At 35.2% G+C, this 21,619-nt stretch carries 16 protein-coding genes; 10 read left to right on the top strand and 6 right to left on the bottom strand.

Annotated features, from left to right (window positions below; genetic code table 11):
• The first annotated feature begins 229 nt into the window (after positions 1-229).
• The 4 genes from D2K62_RS07360 to D2K62_RS07345 all read left to right on the top strand — a co-directional run bounded on the left by D2K62_RS07360 (position 230) and on the right by D2K62_RS07345 (position 6,701).
• Complete coding sequence (locus tag D2K62_RS07360; RefSeq protein ID WP_112179774.1) at positions 230-2,008, top strand: sulfatase; 1,779 nt, start codon at positions 230-232, stop codon at positions 2,006-2,008.
• Between the two features lie 60 nt (positions 2,009-2,068).
• Entirely contained in the window at positions 2,069-3,490 is a 1,422-nt protein-coding gene (locus D2K62_RS07355; protein WP_112179775.1) for a 6-phospho-beta-glucosidase, read from the top strand.
• Positions 3,491-3,619: 129 nt separating this feature from the next.
• Positions 3,620-5,533 carry a beta-glucoside-specific PTS transporter subunit IIABC gene (locus tag D2K62_RS07350; RefSeq protein WP_112179776.1) on the top strand — a complete coding sequence of 638 codons (1,914 nt, stop codon included), beginning with the start codon at positions 3,620-3,622 and terminating at the stop codon, positions 5,531-5,533.
• A 277-nt stretch (positions 5,534-5,810) separates the two neighbouring features.
• Positions 5,811-6,701: a LysR family transcriptional regulator gene (locus tag D2K62_RS07345; protein WP_117149031.1), complete on the top strand. Its 891-nt coding sequence runs from the start codon at positions 5,811-5,813 to the stop codon at positions 6,699-6,701.
• On the opposite strand, the gene D2K62_RS07340 is transcribed toward D2K62_RS07345, so the two are convergent.
• The 4 genes from D2K62_RS07340 to D2K62_RS07325 all read right to left on the bottom strand — a co-directional run bounded on the left by D2K62_RS07340 (position 6,670) and on the right by D2K62_RS07325 (position 9,966).
• Positions 6,670-7,230, bottom strand: coding sequence for a UbiX family flavin prenyltransferase (locus D2K62_RS07340; RefSeq protein ID WP_112179778.1), 561 nt, complete (start codon positions 7,228-7,230; stop codon positions 6,670-6,672). The genes D2K62_RS07345 and D2K62_RS07340 overlap by 32 nt on opposite strands.
• Before the next feature lie 20 nt (positions 7,231-7,250).
• Positions 7,251-7,601: a prenylated flavin chaperone LpdD gene (lpdD, locus tag D2K62_RS07335; RefSeq protein ID WP_112179779.1), complete on the bottom strand. Its 351-nt coding sequence runs from the start codon at positions 7,599-7,601 to the stop codon at positions 7,251-7,253.
• A gap of 84 nt (positions 7,602-7,685) precedes the next feature.
• On the bottom strand, positions 7,686-8,399 hold the full coding sequence (locus D2K62_RS07330) for a DUF554 domain-containing protein (RefSeq protein ID WP_112179780.1): 714 nt from the start codon (positions 8,397-8,399) through the stop codon (positions 7,686-7,688).
• Positions 8,400-8,472: 73 nt separating this feature from the next.
• Positions 8,473-9,966, bottom strand: a complete 1,494-nt coding sequence (locus D2K62_RS07325) for a UbiD family decarboxylase (protein WP_112179781.1) — start codon at positions 9,964-9,966, stop codon at positions 8,473-8,475.
• Positions 9,967-10,480: 514 nt separating this feature from the next.
• On the opposite strand from D2K62_RS07325, the gene D2K62_RS07320 reads away from it, so the two are divergent.
• The 3 genes from D2K62_RS07320 to D2K62_RS07310 are packed head-to-tail and all read left to right on the top strand — an operon-like array spanning position 10,481 to position 14,681.
• Positions 10,481-12,340, top strand: coding sequence for a beta-glucoside-specific PTS transporter subunit IIABC (locus D2K62_RS07320; RefSeq protein ID WP_112179782.1), 1,860 nt, complete (start codon positions 10,481-10,483; stop codon positions 12,338-12,340).
• Positions 12,340-13,806 carry a glycoside hydrolase family 1 protein gene (locus D2K62_RS07315; protein ID WP_269813826.1) on the top strand — a complete coding sequence of 489 codons (1,467 nt, stop codon included), beginning with the start codon at positions 12,340-12,342 and terminating at the stop codon, positions 13,804-13,806. The genes D2K62_RS07320 and D2K62_RS07315 overlap by 1 nt, the downstream gene beginning before the upstream one ends.
• 29 nt (positions 13,807-13,835) lie before the next feature.
• Complete coding sequence (locus D2K62_RS07310) at positions 13,836-14,681, top strand: BglG family transcription antiterminator (protein WP_112179784.1); 846 nt, start codon at positions 13,836-13,838, stop codon at positions 14,679-14,681.
• A gap of 84 nt (positions 14,682-14,765) precedes the next feature.
• Here the strand turns inward: D2K62_RS07310 and D2K62_RS07305 are convergent, their stop codons facing one another.
• Both D2K62_RS07305 and D2K62_RS19075 read right to left on the bottom strand, forming a co-directional pair.
• A complete protein-coding gene (locus D2K62_RS07305; protein ID WP_112182630.1) occupies positions 14,766-15,830 on the bottom strand; it encodes an iron-containing alcohol dehydrogenase family protein in 1,065 nt (354 codons plus the stop codon).
• Between the two features lie 224 nt (positions 15,831-16,054).
• Complete coding sequence (locus D2K62_RS19075) at positions 16,055-17,098, bottom strand: response regulator transcription factor (RefSeq protein ID WP_232824149.1); 1,044 nt, start codon at positions 17,096-17,098, stop codon at positions 16,055-16,057.
• 359 nt (positions 17,099-17,457) lie between these two features.
• Between D2K62_RS19075 and D2K62_RS07295 the strand changes: the two genes are divergently transcribed.
• The 3 genes from D2K62_RS07295 (at position 17,458) to D2K62_RS07285 (ending at position 21,446) form a co-directional block, all read left to right on the top strand.
• A complete protein-coding gene (locus tag D2K62_RS07295) occupies positions 17,458-18,912 on the top strand; it encodes an amidase (protein ID WP_112179785.1) in 1,455 nt (484 codons plus the stop codon).
• A gap of 143 nt (positions 18,913-19,055) precedes the next feature.
• On the top strand, positions 19,056-20,351 hold the full coding sequence (locus D2K62_RS07290; RefSeq protein ID WP_117149032.1) for an MFS transporter: 1,296 nt from the start codon (positions 19,056-19,058) through the stop codon (positions 20,349-20,351).
• A 276-nt stretch (positions 20,352-20,627) separates the two neighbouring features.
• Positions 20,628-21,446 carry a molybdenum cofactor biosynthesis F family protein gene (locus tag D2K62_RS07285; RefSeq protein ID WP_112179787.1) on the top strand — a complete coding sequence of 273 codons (819 nt, stop codon included), beginning with the start codon at positions 20,628-20,630 and terminating at the stop codon, positions 21,444-21,446.
• Positions 21,447-21,619 lie beyond the last annotated feature (173 nt).

The following is a 21,619-nucleotide window of genomic DNA, read 5'->3' as shown; positions in this document are numbered from 1 at the left end:
CTAGTACTGACTAAAGATTAGGGCAATTACATGCTAATGTAATTGCTTTTTTTTGTCTTTTGAAAAACCCTAGCTTAATTTAATGAAAATTTAAAGGGAGAGGATTATATATTCCCAACTCATGAAACCGTTTCCCACAATCCGGTCAAGGTCTTCTCTTCCAAAGAATCGTACACTATAATCATTGTAAGAGTGCAACACAGAAACACTTACGAAAGGAGAGACATTCATGAAAGTGATTCAAGTCATGTATGACACTTTAAAACGAAATTATTTAAGTCCATATGAAACTTCTGATGTAAGTACACCTAACTTTGACCGTTTAAAAACAAAATCGGTTCAATTCGATAATTTCTTTGCAGGAAGTTTACCCTGTATGCCTGCTAGAAGAGACTTACACGCTGGCCGATACAATTTCTTGCATCGTGGTTGGGGACCAATCGAACCTTTTGATGACTCGATGCCTGAAATTTTGAAACAAAATGGAATTTATACACATCTTGTTACTGACCATAAACATTACTGGCGAGATGGTGGTGCGACTTACCATACACGCTACTCCTCATATGAATTAATTCGTGGACAAGAAGGCGACAATTGGAAAGCAAGAATTAATAAAAATATGGAAATAGAAGGATTAGAAAACCTTCCTGATTTTGCAAAGAAACATAAGGCCGGTAGTATTTCACAAGATTTAGTTAATCGAGATTACATGAAAACAGAGGAAGATCACTCATTATATCGAACTGTCGAGGCGGGTTTGGAATTTTTAAAAGAGAATAAAGACGCTGATCAATGGTTTTTACAAATCGAATGTTTTGACCCGCATGAGCCTTTCTTTGTACCAGAAAAGTATTTAGAAATGTATGGTCTTTCGCAAGACGATTTCAATGGCTGGTTATTATATTCACACGATGATTTCACACCAGATAAAACAGAGATAGTTAAAGGGTATTATAAAGCATTAGTTACTATGTGTGACGCATATTTAGGCAAAGTGCTAGACTTTATGGATGAAAACAACATGTGGAAAGATACCATGTTAATAGTTAATACGGATCACGGTTTACTGTTAGGCGAACATGAATGGTGGGGTAAAAACATTATGCCTGTGTATAATGAAATTGCTCATCTCCCATTCTTTATATGGAATCCACAAGTAGGAGTTCAAAATGAATCGAGAGATCAATTAGCCCAAAACATTGACGTGCCAGCTACCGTATTAGAATTCTTTGATTTAGATATCCCAGAATTTATGCAAGGAAAGCCACTTCGTTCAGTTATTGAATCTAAAGAAGTTATTCATGACGCAGCTCTATTCGGTAATTTTGGTAGCAATATCAATCTAGTTGCTGGTGACTACATTTATATGAGAGGTCCAATGCCTGGAAAAGAAGAATATCTTCATGAATACACACTGATGCCAATGAGAATGAATAGGCGTTTTTCAACAGATGAATTAAAAGGTGCAGAATTAGATAACTCTTTCGCCTTTACAAAAGGGATCAGTACTTTAAAGATGAAAACCAGCGATTGGATGGCTAAAAGTTATCAACGGTTTGGCAACAAATTATTCAATTATAGAGATGACCCAAATCAAGGAAATCCGATTCTTGACGCAGATAAAGAATTTGAAATGATTAAAAAATTAAAGCAGCTCATGAAAGAAAATGAGGCGCCCGATTCACTATATTGCTACTATGGTCTAGATCAAGTTAATAGTGTTGAAGACTTATTAGAAGAGCACAAGGTCCTTGATAGGAAGCAAGAAATTATTTGTGAAAACATTAAATTCTTCAATCAGAGTGTTAAGGAAGGTTTTCTAACAATGGTCTTTTCTATTAAAGATAAAGCAAAAGTAGAATTGTTGAAATCAGCTCTTAAAAAAACTAATGAATCAGATGCGATTTCAGATCAACACCTTAAGGGTTGGATAAAGGAAAACATAGATGAGAAAGAACAAGCTTTTCTCTTCTATCAATTAGATATGGCTTTTAGAGTTGACTAGTAATCATATCAGAATTTGATTGTAAGATTCGAGTAACTGAATTAGGAAAGGAGAGAGTGCATGACTTTACCAAAAGATTTTTTATGGGGCGGTGCAATTGCCGCGAACCAGGCAGAAGGAGCGTATAAAGAAGGCGGAAAAGGAATGGCGTTGGTAGATGTTTTACCATCCGGGAAAGAGCGTTGGGTTGCTTTGTTAAATCCGAAAAAGGCTTTAGAAACAACGTATAATCAATATCCAAGCCATGAAGCAATTGATTTTTATCATACTTATAAAGAAGATATTAAACTTTTCGCTGAAATGGGCTTTAAGGTATTTCGGACATCGATCTCTTGGCCACGTATTTTCCCTAAAGGAGATGAATTGGAACCAAACGAAGAAGGGCTAAGATTCTATGATGACCTATTTTCTGAGTGTCAGAAGTATGGAATTGAGCCATTAGTTACCTTAAATCATTTCGATACTCCACTTTATTTGGTTCAAGAGTATGGAGGCTGGCGTAATCGAGGGCTAATTGGATTTTATGAGCGATATGCAAAGGTGGTACTAGAACGTTATAAAAATCAGGTAAAATACTGGTTAACATTTAATGAAATTAATATGTTACTTCACATTCCATTTTTTGGTGGAGGTCTAATCATTGACGAGGACGAGAATGCAGATCAAGTAAAGTTTCAGGCGGCACACCATCAGCTTGTTGCCTCAAGTTTGGCAACAAAAGCAGCGAAAGAAATTAATGGTGATAGGTTTATGGTTGGTTGTATGTTAGCAGCTGGTGAAATCTATCCTTACTCTTGTCATCCAGAAGATCTTTTGAAGTCGGTAAAAGAAAACCAAAAACAATATTTCTTTATCGATGTGCAATCTCGTGGAACTTATCCATCGTACACCGCACGAATGTTTCGTGAATTGGGTGTTGAATTGGTGATAGAAGAAGGGGATGAGTCCCTGCTGAAGAAATATCCTGTTGATTTTATTTCCTTTTCTTATTATTCATCACGTTTAACAAGTGCAGATCCAGCTATAAATGCGGGTCAAAAATCTGGTAACGCATTTGGTTCACTACAGAATCCGCATCTAGAAATATCGGAGTGGGGCTGGCAAATTGACCCTATTGGCTTACGTGTAACGATGAATAACATGTATGACCGTTATCAGAAACCATTGTTCATTGTAGAAAATGGACTAGGGGCAGTCGATAAACTGGAGGATGATACAGTAGAAGATACTTACCGCATTGACTATATGCGTGAACATCTTACGCAAATGATTGAAGCAGTTGATGATGGAGTGGAGTTATTAGGTTATACATCCTGGGGTTGTATTGACATTGTCAGTGCAGGATCAGGTGAAATGAAAAAACGGTATGGTTTCATTTATGTAGATCTTGATAACGAAGGAAATGGGACAGGTAAACGCTATCGAAAAAAATCGTTCGATTGGTATAAGAAAGTAATTGAATCTAATGGAACGGATTTATAAATCCGTTCTTAATATAAAGTTGCTTACGGATTTTTATTGTATGACATTTTGAAAGGGTTTCCAAATATAGTTAATCTGCTAGTTGACATAGAAAGTGTCTAAAAAACTTGAATGAAAGAAGGGTTAAAGATGAAATATGAACAGTTGGCAAAAGATATTATAGAATATGTCGGCGGAAAAGAAAACGTTAACAGCGTGGTTCACTGTGTTACACGTTTACGTTTTAAGTTAAAAGACGAGGATAAGGCAAATACAGATGTATTAAAAGATATCGATGGTGTTGTTACTGTTATGAAAAGTGGTGGACAATACCAAGTGGTTATTGGAAACCATGTGCCGGATGTCTATAAAGCAGTAGTAGACATTGGTGGATTTGGCAACGAATCATCAGCAGATGAAGAGGAAAATGAAAATCAAAGTTTATTTAATAAGTTTATTGATATTATCTCAGGAATATTTGCACCAATTCTAGGAGTGTTAGCTGCTACAGGAATGATTAAAGGTTTTAACGCTTTGTTTGTTGCAATAGGTCTGTACACGAATACAGATGGAACTTACTATATGTTACATGCTATCGGTGATTCGTTATTCTATTTCTTTCCTATCTTTTTAGGTTTTTCAGCAATGAAAAAATTTGGCGGAAATCATTTTGTGGGAATGGCAATAGGTGCAGCATTAGTTTACCCAACACTTACTGGTCTAACTAGCGGTGAGCCAATGTACACTTTATTTTCTGGATCATTATTTGAATCACCTATTCATATAACGTTCCTTGGAATACCCGTTATTTTAATGAGTTATGCATCTTCTGTTATTCCAATTGTTTTGGCAACTTTTGTAGGTTCAAAATTGGAAAAATGGCTTGAAAAAGTAATTTCTGATGTTGTAAAAACATTTCTTGTACCATTCTTTACATTGTTAGTAATCGTTCCACTTACTTTCCTTATAATTGGACCAATAGCAACATGGATCGGTTCATTTTTAGGACAAGCTGGAGTTTGGATCTATGATCTGAGTCCAATATTGGCAGGTCTTGTATTAGGTGGATTATGGCAAGTGTTTGTAATGTTTGGACTTCATTGGGGTTTTATTCCGATAGCAATTAACAACATAGCCGTATTCGGTGATGACTTTATATTAGCTTTAATTTCAGCGACAGCTTTAGCAACTACCGGTGTGGTACTTGGTGTAATGGCTAAGACAAAGGATCAAAAAATTAAAACGCTAGGTATACCAGCTGCTATTTCAAGTGTCTTTGGTGTATCAGAGCCGGCGCTTTATGGGATTACACTACCTTTAAAAAGACCTTTTATTCTAACTTTAATCACCTCTGCAGTTGGTGGAGGTATTATGGGAGCAATGGGAACTAAAGTATACATGCTTGGTGGACTTGGACTTTTTGGTATACCATCTAAAATTGGCCCTAATGGTTTAGACCTCGGTTTCTGGGGTGGTATGATCGCAATGGCTGTTAACTTGGTATTAGGTTTTATACTTGCTTATTTCTTTGGATTGAGTAAAGAACAACAAAAATCGGGATCTAATCAAGAAAAAGATAATAATGTTTCAATAAAGATTCAAAACGAAGATATTGTTAGTCCACTTAAGGGTACTGTAATAGAACTCTCAGAAGTTAAAGACGAGGCTTTTTCTACAGGTGCACTTGGTAAAGGGCTTGCAATTGATCCTATAGAAGGAATATTAGTTTCACCAGCTTCAGGTACAGTATCAGCTCTATTTCCAACGAAACATGCGGTTGGTATCACAACTGATAATGGTAGTGAAATATTACTGCACATTGGGTTAGATACAGTTCAGTTAGAAGGGAAGTTTTTTACTACCTTTGTTAAGCAAGGTGATAGGATTGAAGAAGGTCAAAAACTTATCGAATTTGATATTGTTCAAATCAAACAAGCTGGTTTTTCAGTAGTTACCCCTATTCTTATTACCAATAAAGATGATTATAAAGAAATTAGTATGACTGATAAAGAGAAAATTAATACTGGTAATCATCTAATAAGTACGGTAGTACAGCCTCTGTGAATAGAGTTCTAGATTATAATCACTATACTATTAAGGTAAGGTTAAGTATGGTGATGTAAAATAATAAAAGTGCTAGTCATGTGGGAGTTACCCGTGTGATTAGCACTTTTGTGTGTTTCTTTGTTAAGGACCATTCTTTAAATTACTTTCTTCTACTAAAATTACTTTTGTAGATATTGCTCAGAAAAATTCATATTCTCTAAAACTCTGTTTATATACTCGCAACAACCTTCGTGTTAAAGTACTAATTAGATACTATGAATTTGAGGTAGATACCATGAATATTGACGAGTTAAAATATTTTCTTGCAGTTAGAAAGTATCAAAATTTTTCTTTTGCAGCAGAGGAATTGAGTTTATCGCAATCCTCTCTATCCAAACATATTAAAAACCTAGAATCCGAGTTTAATACCATTTTTTTTGATAGAAAATCTAGAAATTTAACGCTCACTGAAGCGGGACAAGACTTTATCGTATACGCTGAAAAATTATTAAATAACTATCAGGAGATGGTTATAAATATGAAAAAACACTCTAACCTAGAAAAAGGAAAAATTCATCTTGCGGCTATTCCTATTATGTCTCAATATGGAATCACTACCCTAATTGCTGCTTTTTCTAACGCTCATCCTCATATTCATCTTGAAATTTTGGAACAGGAGCATGATTTAATCTTAGAAATGATTAGAAATTCAGAAATTGATTTGGCGATTATAAGAATGAATTACATTCCAGGAGGTTTAGTAAATATCTATCCACTTATGGATGATGAACTTGTATTGGTAACGAATAAAGATCATCCATTAGCCAATCAACCTGCTGTTAGTATCGATGAACTAAAATATGAAAAATTCATCTTACTTAATGCAACATCTGGTGTCTACCAAACTTGCATTGACGAGTGTAAAAAAGCCGAGTTTTCTCCTCATATTCTATATACCAATAGTAGAATTGAAACAATTATTGGATTAGTGGGAGAAGGTCTTGGTGTGACTTTATTGATGAAAAGGGCAATAGAATCTTTTGAACAATCAAAACTTTCAATTGTAGCATTAAATAAAAAAGTGCCAAGTACGTTAGCCCTTGTCACCCCAAAACGCAAAGAAGAATCAGATATTACCAAAGTCTTTATAAACTTTATAACCCATTCCATCGTTTATCATTCTTGATATAAATTCCAAATTGATCAAGTGTCTTCATTGCATGGTGATTAACAATGTCATCAATTGTTTGCGGATTGTTATAAAAAGATGGCATTGGTGGAACGATACTTACACCCAATCTAGCTAACTCTAGCATATTCTCTAAATGAATAGCGCTTTGAGGTGTTTCCCTAGGACAAACTATTAATTTTCTTCGCTCTTTGATCATGACATCTGCCGTTCTAGAAATTAAGGAATCGGAATAACCGTTAGCAATTGCACTTAAAGTTTTCATGCTGCATGGAACAATTATCATTCCATCCGTTAAAAAAGAACCACTGGAAACGGCAGCTCCCATATTACTGTTATCATATGAATAGGTAGCCAAGCCTTCTAAATACTCTAGGGTATAAGTAGTTTCCACTGTTAAGTTTTTTTTCGCCCAATTACTAATAATTACGTGTGTGTCGATATCTTTATATGACTGAAGCATTTCTAATATTCGAACGCCATAAACAGTTCCAGTTGCGCCAGAAATACCAATCACAATGTTCATAATAGTCCCGCCTTTCTATCTTATAAACTAGCTTTTTCTAGATCATGTATTAATTCTTTTCCTAAATCAATACATAGGTGTGAAAGGAGTTGAATCTCTTCCTTCTTAATGTTGTCGATGTGTACTCCGCTACAAATTGCAAAGTTCCCAGCAAACTTCTTTCTTAGTAAAACGGCTAACTCTTCTGTAATATAAAATTCTTTATGGTTTTGAAGTTGAATAGTTTGAATTGGTTCTAGTCGTGCCCCTGCTGTAATAGTTCCCAAATGTGGTTGGTCACCTCCGGAAATTAATAGAACTAAATCTTCACCCATGAAATATGCATCTAATTCAACATGGATCTCTCCTTGTGACTTTTCTTTATGAATCATGTATGCTCACGTCTTTTCTAAGTTTCATAATTTAGCAGAGCGTCTGTACCACAATGACGCTCTGCTATGTAAATTAATTTGTTATTAAAAAAAATGTGCCCAAATGGAAGCGATAGGCATGACAATCAATAGACCTGGGAGCATATTTGCAACTGGGAAAGATTTAATCCCTGCAATTCTCAAACCAGTTACTAACATAATAATTCCACCAACTGCAGAAAAATCTGCAATTAACAAGTCATTAACCATTGGTAAAATGAATCCAGCACTAAAAAATAATCCTAGCAAGATAATTATTTGGGGCACAGCAATAGTCATAACGATATAACCTAAAGCTGCAGCAAAAATAGCAGCTGTAAAGAAGTCAAGAAATGATTTCGAAAATAAGATAGAAGCATCTCCTGTCATTCCTTCAGTTAATGCCCCAAATATACCTGTTCCACTGGCACAAAATAATACAAGTATTCCAACGAATTTCTCCATAAATTCTTTTGGATCCATCGTATTTTTGCTTGAAAATATTTTTTCGATTGGACCTTTTATCTTTTTGGCACACCATTCGATCCCTTTTTCAAGCATAATTAGTTCTCCAATAGCACTACCTATTACTAAAGCTAATACAACGGCTGGTAGTAGGTTCACTTTAATTATCAGACTAACCCCCATCCCCATGGAAGCTGCTCCAAAAGTTAAAGGCAAGGCAACTCGAAGTCGTTCAGGAATTTTATTGCCTAGAAAAGCTCCAAGAAGTCCTCCTAAAAATACGGCTAATGCATTTACTATCGGTCCGACGGGCATATATTAACATCTCCTTTATTTGTAAAATAAGGCAGGTGGCAATATATAAGCTCACCTGCCATTAGTGTTATTATTAAAATAATGATGGAGCAAAAAGTTTGGCATCCATTTCTTTAAACTTTGCTCGTTTAAATTTATCCTTAAGGTGATAAGGCACCGTGCAATCAAAAATAGTTTTACATGAAACCCCTTTGTCACTAATAAATGGACTATATTCCGGGGATTCTGTTGGATCAAGTGGGTGACAACGTACACCAGGAATTGTAATAGTATCTATATCACCTTGGTAACGTGTAGTCATGGCCCATAAGACGTCGTTACTATCAAATGGGTCAACATCTTCATCAACAAGAAAGACATGTTTTAATTCACTAAAAGCAGAGAAAGCAAGCAGAGCTGCTTGTCTTTGTCTTCCTTCATCACTCGGCTGACTTTTCTTGAATTGCAGGACTGCCATGTATTTACCACCACCAGCAGAATGAGCATATACATTGAGTAGTCTTCCTGGCATGGCAGTTTCAACCATTTGAAGAATACTTGCTTCTGTAGGAATACCTGCCATACTAACATGCTCTTCACTTGGTCCAATTACGGTTTGCATAATTGGATTTTTACGATGTGTAACAGCTGTTACTTTAATTAATGGCACTTTCGGATTAGCTTCACCTGTATACCCAGGAAACTCTGGCATTGCTTTACCGGTGTTTGTATTTTGGTCTTCACGAACATAGCAATTAGGTATTAATTCTCCCTCTATAACATATTCTGCATTAGCAATTGCATTTTCGTTAATTGTTAAACATTGAACAAGTTCAACTGCACGCTTTCTAATAGCACCCGCAACTCCTAATTCATTAAAACCAAGTGGTGTAGTTGGTGGCTCAAAACATGCGCCAATCTCAATAGCTGGATCTACACCAATACTGATCGATATTGGCAGGGGTTTACCAAGTTTTTCCGCCTTTTCACGAAAGGTGCCTAAGTGGCGTGCACCAGGAGTAAAGAACATAGAAATTTCATCTTTGCTTTGTAAACACAAACGATGAATGGTTACATCTGATTCACCTGTTTCTGTATCAGACGCATAGCACATACCGATTGTGATATATGGTCCCGCATCTTCTTCAGTATTAGTTGGTGCAGGAATTAACTTGCGAATATCAAAACCGGGTTCATTAGCATAATGAACTACCTCTTGGCATTTCGCATCTTCGTTTGAGATAGTTACTGGTTGAATAGGATGCTGAACAGCTTCATTTAATAGATAGCCAAGACGTTCTGGCTCTTCATTTAGCAGTAATCCCACTCTTTCACGACTTGCTAATAGGCCAATAATTACATTTGCGTCTTCATGCCCTTTTACATTATTGAAAATCATGGCAGGACCAGTTTGTGTTGGACGCGTCACTGTTCCGCCTGCACCTACATATCGATAAACACCTGATATTTCTGCATGTGGATCTACAGCTTTATTGGTTTCGATTAGTTGACCAGGAACTGTTTTAAGTAAATCAATAGCAGATCGTAAATCATATACTTGTTTTTTCTCATGCTCATTTATCGCCATCAAAACATCTCCATTTTAAATTTATTCTTAATAAAACTCTTAGCTAAGATATCTATTATTATATTTGTTCATTCCCTCATATTACAATTCGATTTTAGAAAGATAGTATTCTCAAATGGAATACTAATAGCAGTGATTAATAGAGTAACCTGAATATATGAAGGAATATTTCATATTTTTCAATGACTAGATGCTTTATTTAATTGGATAAAAGAGATCTTAGCAGTTTAAAAACGTAATGATATAATGTAAATTAAAGCAAAAAACTAGTCTTTTGATAAATATAATATTTTTTGTTGACGCTTTCAAAATTGTGTTATATACTTTAAACAAATCAAATAATAAAAATAGACATGTGACTGGTAAAGCAGGCAGGATCTAGAATGGATGGATGTTAATATACATTTATCATTTTAGGTCCTTTTTTTATTGCCTAATAGCAAAGTTGCATAAGTTCTAGTATCAAAACAAAGAATAGTTTTAATATTAATTAAAGTTGAAAAGGAGAATGAAGATGGACTACAAACAAATTGCTACAGAAGTTCTAAAGCATGTCGGTGGAAGAGAAAATATTTCACACTTCGAACATTGTTCCACAAGATTAAGGTTTTCCTTACATGATAATAGCAAAGCTAACGTGGAGAAACTACAACAAATCTCTGGGGTTTTAGCAGTAAAAATGACGGCTCAATGTCAAGTCGTCATCGGAAATGAAGTAGTGGAAGTTTATAATGAAGTGAATAAATTATTGGGTGGTACTCCTACAGGCACAGGAAGCGAAGAATCCGCTGATAAACCAAAACAAAAGCAAAAGTTTGGCAGTATGTTCCTTGATTTCTTAATCGGTGTTTTCCAACCGCTAATTCCAGCAATCGCTGGGGGCGGGGTATTAAAGTCATTATTATTATTACTGGCTGTTATTGGTATAATGGATAAGGAAACTCAAACGTATCAAATCTTAAACATGATTGGGGATGCCCCGCTATACTTCTTGCCATTACTAGTGGCCGTTACTACAGCTAATAAATTAAAGGTAAACTCGTTAGTTGCCTTGTCAGCAGTTAGTGCATTGTTACTTCCTAGTATGTCTACAATGCTTGGTGAAGGAGCTCAATTGTTAGGCTTTGGATTACAAAATATTGCTTATGCGTATCAAGTATTTCCAGCAATTTTAACAGTACTTTTATATGCACAGTTAGAAAAGCTAGTTACTAAAATTTCACCAAAATCCATTCGTATTTTCTTTGTACCAATGGTGGCATTAGTAATTACAGTGCCAATTTCGTTACTTATTTTAGGACCAATTGGTTTTACGCTAGGTGAAGGTTTAACTTATATTATTTTAACGATGTTTGACTATGTAGGATGGGTTGCCGTGGCGATCTTAGCAGCTGTACTTCCGTTCATGGTTGCAACAGGAATGCATAAAGCGATGGTTCCTTATGCTGTTTCTGCATACTCAGCCGCTGGAAAAGAAGTCCTTTATTTACCAGCTTCTCTAGCACATAATATTGCAGAAAGTGGCGCGTGTTTTGCAGTTGCTTTACGTACTAAGGACAAAGCTTTAAAGTCTACTGCGATTTCTGCTGGTATTTCAGCTCTTTTTGGAATTACAGAACCTGCCTTATACGGGGTAACAATACAAAATAAAAAAGTGTTGTATAGTGTTATGATTGGATCATTTGTTGGTGGTGCATTTATCGGTATTATGGGTATAGAAGCATTTGTACTTGTAGGTCCTGGTTTAGCAAGTATGTCTATGTTTATTTCTGATGAATTACCAAGTAACCTTCTCTATGCCAGTTTTGGATTAGTCATTTCATTTGCGGTAGCATTCACAGCAGCATTTTTACTTGGAAAAGATAAGACTAACCAAGATGAAAAAGAAGAATTTAAGGACATGATAGATTCAGAAGAAGAATTCAAAAGTCCTGTGACAGGGAAAATGATTCCATTAGCTGAAGTGAAAGATGAAGTTTTTTCTACAAAGATTATGGGGGAAGGATTCGCTGTTATTCCGTCCAAAGGTGAATTGGTTGCTCCAGTCGATGGTACCATTAAAATGATTTTTGATACACACCACGCCCTTGGCATGGAAACAAAAAATGGTGTAGAGTTATTGTTTCATGTTGGTCTTGACACAGTTCAACTTGGAGGGGAATATTTCGAATCTCAAGTAAAAGTTGGCGATGAAGTTAAGGCTGGAGATTTATTATTGAAATTTGATGTAGATAAGATTGTAGAAGAAGGTTATGACCCTGTAACTGTCGGGGTTGTTACTAATAAAGACAAATATAATATTAATGTTATGAACCAAAAAGATCATGTCAATCACAGCGATACATTAATGGTTGTAACAATGTTAGGAGAGTAATTATGACAAAAACAGGATTTCAGAAGAATTTTTTATGGGGCGGTGCTATAGCCGCCAACCAGGTAGAAGGCGCGTGGAATGTTGACGGTAAAGGTTTATCTGTTGCAGATATGGCGACGTATAAATCTAACTTAAGAGTAGATGACTACGAAGGCCATGTCGGTATAACGTCTGCAACAATTGAAAAGGCTAGAAAAGACCCAAGTGATAAAATTTATCCGAAGCGTCGTGGGATTGATTTTTACCACCGTTATAAAGAGGATCTTGCACTATTTGCGGAAATGGGATTCAAAGTATTACGTGTATCGATTGCTTGGAGTCGAATTTTTCCAACAGGTGAAGAACGAGAGCCTAATGAAAAAGGGTTACAGTTTTATGAGAATCTGTTTACAGAAATGAAGCGACTTAATATTGAGCCGATTGTCACACTTTCCCATTATGAAATGCCATTAGAATTAAGCTTGAAATATAATGGGTGGGTAGAAAGAAAAATTATTGATGATTTCGTAAGATTTAGTAATGTTTGTTTCCATCGATATAAAGACTTAGTAAAATACTGGCTAACATTTAACGAAATTGATAGTATCAATCGACACCCGTTTACGACTGCTGGAATTATCCCAGATCGTTGTCCGGAAGGTAAGGAAGATGAAACAGTTTATCAGGCGCTACATCACCAGTTTGTCGCATCTGCTTTAGTTACAGCGGATTGCCATAGAATCATTGACGGAAGCGAAGTAGGTTGTATGTTAACAAAACTGACAACTTATCCAAATACATGTAATCCAAATGATGTGGAATTATCACTTAAGAAAAACCTTCATAACTATTTCTATTCCGATGTTCAAGTTTTTGGTGAATATCCTGTTATGATTGAGAGAATGTTTGAGCGTAACAATATCAACATTAAAATGGAGCCAGGTGATAGAGAAATACTGAAGAATAATACAGTAGATTTTATTTCGTTCAGTTATTATATGTCATTAACAGAGTCAGCACAGGAAGATATGGAGAAGTCAGCAGGAAATACTGTTATGGGCGTAAAAAACCCTTATTTACCTTCTACTGAATGGGGTTGGCAAATTGACCCGGTTGGACTTAAAATCTCATTAATAGAGTTGTATGATCGGTACAAAAAACCTTTAATCATCGTTGAAAATGGGATGGGAGCAGTCGATAAAGTAGAAGAGGATGGATCTATCCATGATGACTACAGAATCACATACTTCAAAGAGCATTTTAAACAAATGAAAGAAGCTGTTGAAGAAGGTGTTGAATTGTTCGGATATACTAGCTGGGGAGCAATTGACTTAATTAGTGCAGGGACATCTCAAATGACAAAGCGCTATGGATTTATTTATGTTGACCAGGATGATGAAGGAAATGGGACACTAGAACGCAGTCGCAAAGATTCTTTTTATTGGTATAAAAAGGTGATAGAAAGTAACGGGGAAGATTTGGATTAAGAAGCTTTTTAGTTGGAAAGGTGTTGACAATGAATAAGATAAAAAAAGTTCTCAATACAAGTGTTGTATTAGTCGAGAATGAAGACAAACAAGAATTTATTCTTTTTGGTAAAGGGATTGGCTTCGGGCAAAAAGTTGGTAATATCATCGTGGAACGTCAAGCTGATCAAACTTTCATGCCAATAGATAATACAAAAGCAAAAGAATTTTTAAGTTTGTTGGATTCAATCCAACCAGTATATATGGACTTAACACAGAAAATTGTTAACCAAGCTGAAAAGGAACTTAATACGAAGCTTAATTCTGGAATCTTTTTCACCTTAATGGATCATTTGAATTTTGCAGTGGAAAGGTTTAAAAAAAATATCAATATTACAAACCGTGTTTTCTGGGAAATAAAAAGCTACTATCCAAATGAATTTGAGGTAGGTATGTTCGCTGTAGAATTAGTGAATCAGGAGTTTGTTATAGAGTTACCACAAGAGGAAGCAGCGAATATTGCATTTCATTTAATCAACGCGCAAGGTGGCGGAAAAGAAACCAAAGATAGCATGAAGCATGCGAAAATGATTGGAAGTATTGTGAACTTAGTCCGTTACACGCTAAGTATCAATATGGATAAGGAGAATATTCATTATACCCGTTTCATTACACATGTGAAATTCTTTGTTGAACGTTACTTTGCAGATATATTGCTTGATAAGGATGACGTCTTGTTCGAGCAAATTGCCAATCTATATCCAGATGCGATGGATGGTGCTTTCAAAATAAAAGATTACATTAATCAAGTATACGGTAAAAGTATTCCGAATGACGAACTCACTTATCTTGCCGTTCATATTCATCGATTGATTTCTTATAATCAACTTAACTAATTTAAAGCCACTCGCTTCTTAGCTAAGCGAGTGGCTTTATCTATTTTAAATGGTAAGGCACTGTTTATGTGTCTGACACTTTTTTTATATATTCTCTAATTTTTCCATTGCCTCGATCACATCGTTTTCGTGAAAGCTACCGACTAATCGTAACGTTTCTTCTGGTTTAATAGCATGTGATGCAACTGTTTTCATTGCTTGATTTTGTTCTTTCATAATGTTTAAGTCTTCCATATACACGGGAAGACCTAGACTTTTATAAAATGGAAGTAGATCTTTTACTTCTTCTGTTCTATTTTCTAAAAGAAGCTGAACTAAAATCCCATAAGCAACCTTTTGTCCATGGAGTATGCTGTGTGTTTCATCAATAAAGCTTAAACCATTATGAACAGCATGTGCTCCAGACATTCTACCATAGTGTCCACCAAACCCTCCTACAGTTCCTGCTAGAGGTATTACTGCTTCTACCACCTTGATAAAGGATGTGGTAATAACCCTTGCGTCCATATTTTCGATTGCCGCAATGCTATCTTCCAATAAAATGTCTTTGATATAGGAGGCATGTTCTAATCCCACTTTTACCATGATGGAAAGATCCCCGTTCTTGTCGTTTCGAATAATTGCTTCTGCTTCATACCATTTAGCCAAGGAATCACCAATTCCACTCTTGAAATAATCAATAGGGCTGGATAGTAGAAAGAGAGGATCTACTAGAGTTAGGTGAATCGTGCTGGCATGGTAATCTACCCGAACAAAAGCCCCATTATCGTCGTAGATAACACTTAATGGCGTGGCAGCAGCGCAAGTTCCTACCACCGTTGGAATAGTAATGATTTCAATCCCTAACTTGTCTGCTACGGACTTGGCAGTATCAAGAATTATTCCTCCACCAATCCCGATAATGATATCAGCTTGACTAGCAAATTGGGAAATATCTCTTATTGATTCATCAGAACTGTATCCATTATGTTGATATACTTCAACATGTGATGGTAAGTTAGCATACTTTTGAAAAGCTGCGTATGATTTATATCCAGTAACGACTACTGGTGAACGATAGTCATTAATAAAATACGAAAGGTCTTTGAGGACTTCTTCCCTACAAATATACTGATTTGGTCCACTTCTTACAATCTCTTCAGGTCTTATCATAATTAATCGGACTCCCTTTTAAAGTAATAGAAATAAAAAAGACCTAATTTTAGCAGTACGAAAACACTGCTAATTTAGGTCTTGCGTAGATAACCAATATCATACCTAGAAGTTAGCTCGATCTTTACTATAACAATATTTGATAATAAGATAAATAGCATTTTAACTTTTGTAAGAGAAAATGACGAATTCCTTCCTTTTTTTAGTAATATTTACTATTTTTATTGCTTAAATATAAAGCATAGTTCTGTTTTGTTTTTAACATCTAGTTTGTTATAGATATTTTTTGCGTGACGTTTTACTGTATTGATACTGATAAATAAATTATTGGCAATTTTAACATTGGATAACCCACGGACAAGGAGCTTAGCAATCTCTCTTTCTCTTGGAGTCAAAAGCGAAAGAAGTTCATCTGCTTTATATTCAATTGATGATGAATTTTCATTTAACAATACCATCCATTGTTTCCCGTTGTTTATTTTTTTAATACTAATCTCAATGTTAGGTTGTTGTGGGAGGGTGAAACTTTTTTTAGTTTCCATGCTTTTATGGTCATTAAGCAATATATTGTTTAGAATTTCATGGACAGGATGGTTCTGATTTGGAGAGAAGTTATTGCAAATTTCTAATGCTTTTGTATTATAATAACGAATTCCGAACGATTCCTCTATAACTACTATGCCAACCGATAGAAGGTTAGCCCATTGTTCAGCTGCTGTAACTTTCTCTTTATAATCTTCAAAATAGTTGTCATAGAATTGTAGTTTAGAAATGTATTTTGATAGAAACAGTAAGCGACTTTTATCATTCATCGTAAACGCTTCTTCTTGTCTGGACCTTAAAAAGCTTATCACACCAGTTCGCTTATTCCCGTCATTTATATAAAAAGATATAATATCATGATTATTGTTCTTTTCCATAAATTTTAAAAAATCTGTCTGTTTAAAATCTTTAAATCGCAAAAAATCGCTATAACAGAAAACATCAGTATTCCTGAATTTAGAAGAAAAGTGAAGGATTGGATCATTGTGTTTATAAACTTCACAATATTCCATTATTTCACCATGGTTAATATTTAGGGTGATTGGATTTGATAACGTACTTCCGGTTGTATTTGATTGCCAGAAAACCCCCTTCTGATAACCAAATATGTCACAAAAGGTAGAAAGTATTTGTTCCCGTAAGTCTTTGTTTGGTCTTATTATCTCCTCAATAAATTGAAACCTTTTTGTTGTCTCCTTTTCAGAAATAAGATTTGTACTCACTGAAACCATCCCTCCTTGTAACAAGGTTAAAACTAGTAAAAGAAAATGTTGGTGGTCCATAAAATTCGATTAGACTTTCCTGATTTATGTATATTCAAGAAAGACGATTTCTGCTCTCTCTCTGTAGTCGTACTTTTTAATGAATTAGTTATTTAACCAACAGTATAATCACTATCCTTTCTCTAATTCAACAAACGTGTAAGATTCTATACCAATCCATTTTCAAAAGATAAACTCTTAGACTAATTTCATGAAAATATTACCCAAAAGGGTTATTTACTTATTATTCAGAAAGATGTGAAAATTAACTTAAAGTTATTCATGTAATTGATAATTTTATAAATGAAGGAGTGAAAGGGATGAGAGGAAATGTTTACGAGGATCAAAGTAAAAAAAACACGAATGAGTTTTGGAGGTGGACAGCTAGTGATTTAGCCAACGGAATTCGTACTAAAGCAATTTCTTCTTATGAAGTGGTTTCTAGTTGTCTAGCTAGAATTGATCAGATAAACCCTAAAGTAAAAGCACTAGCAGAAGTTTTCCATGAGGAAGCAATAAATGCGGCAAGAAATGCTGATGCAGATATTGCAAATGGGAAAATACTTGGTCCACTTCATGGTGTTCCTATCGCTACGAAGATGAATACCGATCAAGCTAACCACGTCACAACAGATGGTGTTAACGCATTTCAAAATAATTTGGCAGAAAAAGATGGTGCGCCTATTGCGAATCTAAGGAAAAATGGAGCAGTATTTATCGGTCGATCAAACGTTCCAGCTTTTAGCCTAAGATGGTTTACGACAAATGATTTACATGGAAGGACTTTAAATCCATGGGATGCAAATAGAACTCCAGGTGGGTCAAGTGGTGGAGCAAGCTCAGCGATTGCAACAGGAATGGTCTCTCTTGCTCAAGGAAACGATATTGCAGGTTCTATTCGTTATCCCGCATATGCATGTGGAATTATGGGATTGCGTCCAACTGTTGGAAGGATACCAAATGGCTCCGGAGATATAAATGTAGATTTACCACTAGCTTCACAAATAATGGCGGTTCAAGGTCCGTTGGCGCGTAGTGTAGCAGATTTACGATTAGGACTTGCTACGATGTCCGCATATCATCCGCGTGATCCTTTTCATGCCTCGGTCGCATTAAAGGGAAAAATTCATCAACGACCGCTTAAGATAGGTATGTTAAGGGATATTGGTGTATATCAATCAAGTGCAGTAGTTAATCATGCCTTAGATAAAGCAGCAAATTACTTAAGAAATGCTGGTTATATCGTGGAAGAAGTAGAGCTTCCATTGTTTGAGGAAGCATATAAATTATGGATGTTACTTGTTTTTGAGGATTTGAAAGATATTGAGGGTTTAATTAATAAGTTCGGTGATGAGGGAGCAAAATTAAACCTAAAATATAATTATCAAGTTGGTAAAGAAGTGTGTGGAGAAGCAACTCTAGAGAAATACAAACATGGCTACGCACGTAGAGGTACACTAATAGCGAAACTACAACAATTTCTTCAGGATTACTCCTTATTGTTGTTACCAGTTTCAGGAGAACAAGCAGTTGAACAAGATAAGGATATTGAAAGCTTGGAGAGTAATCGTAGTCTATTGTCTTCACAATGGCCAATGATGTCTATTCCACTGCTGGGATTTCCTGCTATGTCTATTCCTATTTCAATCGAAAATGGTTTACCAACTGGTGTCCAAATTTTGGGTGACCGATTCCGTGAAGACACGATTTTAGAGGCAGCAGAAATTATTGAGGCACAGACAACAATTTCGACTCCAATCGATCCGAAATTTTAACGATATCAATCGATGAATGGACGAATGGCGGCAATATCTAGATTGTAAAGATCGAAAAAATACTGATGAAAAGCGAAGACATAAGTTATAGGAATTTTAAAAACAAATACTTTTTTTATATTTTGACAATGGGGGTCGGATAAATGAAAAACATAGTACTAAGAGATAAAAATGGGAAAATATATTTTGGCTGGTTCATTGTTTTATTAGGATTCCTAGTTATGACACTAGGATATGTGCCGATTGTATCCTTAACAGGTGTATTTATGATACCAGTAACGACTGGTTTGGATATTTCAGTTGGTAATTTTTCGATATACTTGATGATCATTTCAATTGCATGCCTAACCGTTATGTCATTTATGGGACGTGTAATTGGTAAAGGAAATGTAAAACTAATCATGTTAATTAGCGCTGTTTTAGGGGCTATTTCATTTGTTGGGTTTGGAAGTGCGAATACACTCATAGCTATATATCTTTGGTCAATACCAATGGGAATTACTTTTGGATGTTTAACAGCTACACCTTCTACACTTTTAATAAATAATTGGTTTGGTCCAAAACTAAGAGGGATTGCGCTGAGTATTGCCTTTGGAGGATCAACCATGGGTGGTATGATTATGATTCCAACGATGAACTGGATTGTCCAAGAGTTTGGCTGGAGAGTGGGTTATTATCTTATAGCTGCTAATTTTATCGTAATAGTTATTCCGGCCGTTTTACTATTTGCTGTAAAGCATCCTCGTGATAAAGGAATGACGAGAATAGGAGATCTAGAAGAAAGTGAAGCGAATAAAGCGAAAAATGAAGGGTTTATGTTTGAAGAAGCTAGAAGAAAACCATTAACGTGGCTATTGTTTTTATCGACGGCGTTAGTTGTCTTTAGTTCTAGCTCAATCCTTGCTCATGCGCAACCTTACCTTATCATACAGGGTTTTTCTACTAATGCTAGTGCCTCGATTGTTTCATTGATGATAGGATTTTTAACGATTGGTTCGATCGTTGCTGGGTATTATTGTGATAAGGTAAGTTTAAAACAAGGCGCTGCTGGTTGTGCGATTATATTTGCAATTTGTTTCTTAGGACTTGCTGCAATGCCAACTGCTAAATGGCTAATCGTGCTTGCAATCATTGGGTATGCATTTGGAAGTCCATCGGTTAATATTATTTCACCTCTATTAGCAAATCATATGTTTGGTGAGAAAGACTTTGGTACTTTCATGGGCTTAATTACACTATCTATTAGCCTCGGCGGAACATTTGGTGGTGTTTATGTTGGAATGATTTATGATATCACAGGTTCCTATACTTTAGGATGGTTAACGATGGCAGTTGCTCTTCTATTAGCAGCAATTATTCGTTGGTATTGTGCAAATCAAAATGTTAGATTTGATTTGCGAAAAGTAAAGCAAAGGGACTCAGAGTACAATCTTACTTAAATGAAGAAATAGAATGAACGACGGCTTTTACATTCACTTTTTCCATTTTAAAATAAAAAACAGAGAAAATTAAAAACCAAATACAATTTGTCATCTCCTAACATGCTGATGTAATTGCATGTTAGGATTTTTTTATGGCAATATATCGACTATCTGTCTTTATTCCTTTTTTTACAATGAAATATTACTTTATCTTTAGTATATTAAATAAAAAAGAGGAGTATTAGCTAATCAACTTCGTATGCACTCTTTTTAAACTAGGGAGGCTTTCTTTCAATGAGTACAGGAAATAACACACAAAAGTTTATCAGTGTTGGTGAACTCTCTGTAGGGTTTAGTGAAAATATAATAGAGCCTACTGAACATTTAGTTGGTAAAGAATTCAGCTTTTTTTATAAGACCGGAAAGACTGGAAAAATATCTTTTTTAGATAGAGAAACGGTAAAATGGTCGGAATTGGAAGAGGATAAGGAAGTAAGATATATATCTTCTTATACTGCAATAAATCCTCGAGATAACATATATTTTATTGACTTTATTGCTTCTTATGGAAATACAAAGTCTATTTCTATTATATTAGACGGCAAGAAACAAATAGCTACAGTTATAAGTGGTGTCCTACCAACAACAGCAGAGGTATCCATACCTATGTTAAAACGAGCAGAACAAGCAATGCCGTTAACTTCAGTAAAAGCTAATATTGAACATGTTTCCGTTAATTCACCATTTACAGAAAGTACTTTTCAACATCAAGAAACGAAAGATTTAATTGGAAAGCGGGTTCAATTTCAATATAGTTCTAAGGACATTTATGAACATATTTATCTTAATGAAAATATGTGTACGTGGCATTGTATCTCAGGCAATGAAAAAGGTCTAAGTGACACGGATAAATGTTTCTACTATAAGCTTGATGAAGATTTCTACTTATTTATATGGTTGGAGAAAGTAATTCCTACTATGGGAATTGTTCTTGAAGACCTCAATGTTCTAAGATCATATGGTAAAATTTACGGTTATGAAGATTATACTGCGGGAAAAATATCAAACTTTCCAGTTGGATCATTTGCTAAACTGATGAATAATGAGATTTAGAAAATAAGATAGTCGATATTGTAAACTGGTAAGCTTTTTAATTGCAATTACAAATAAATCGATTGCTTAATGAAAGCTAGAGAAGATTAATTAGATTCACTATAAAGATAAGGCAGATTAGAGAACAAAAGTTTCTAATCTGCCTTATTTATGTACTAGACCAAGAGAATGAA

The sequence above is a fragment of the Paraliobacillus sp. X-1268 genome (genome assembly GCF_003426095.1).
GTDB lineage: Bacteria > Bacillota > Bacilli > Bacillales > Amphibacillaceae > Paraliobacillus_A > Paraliobacillus_A zengyii.
Note: the sequence above shows the minus strand (reverse complement) of the source record. Positions and strands in the feature narration are given on the sequence as shown.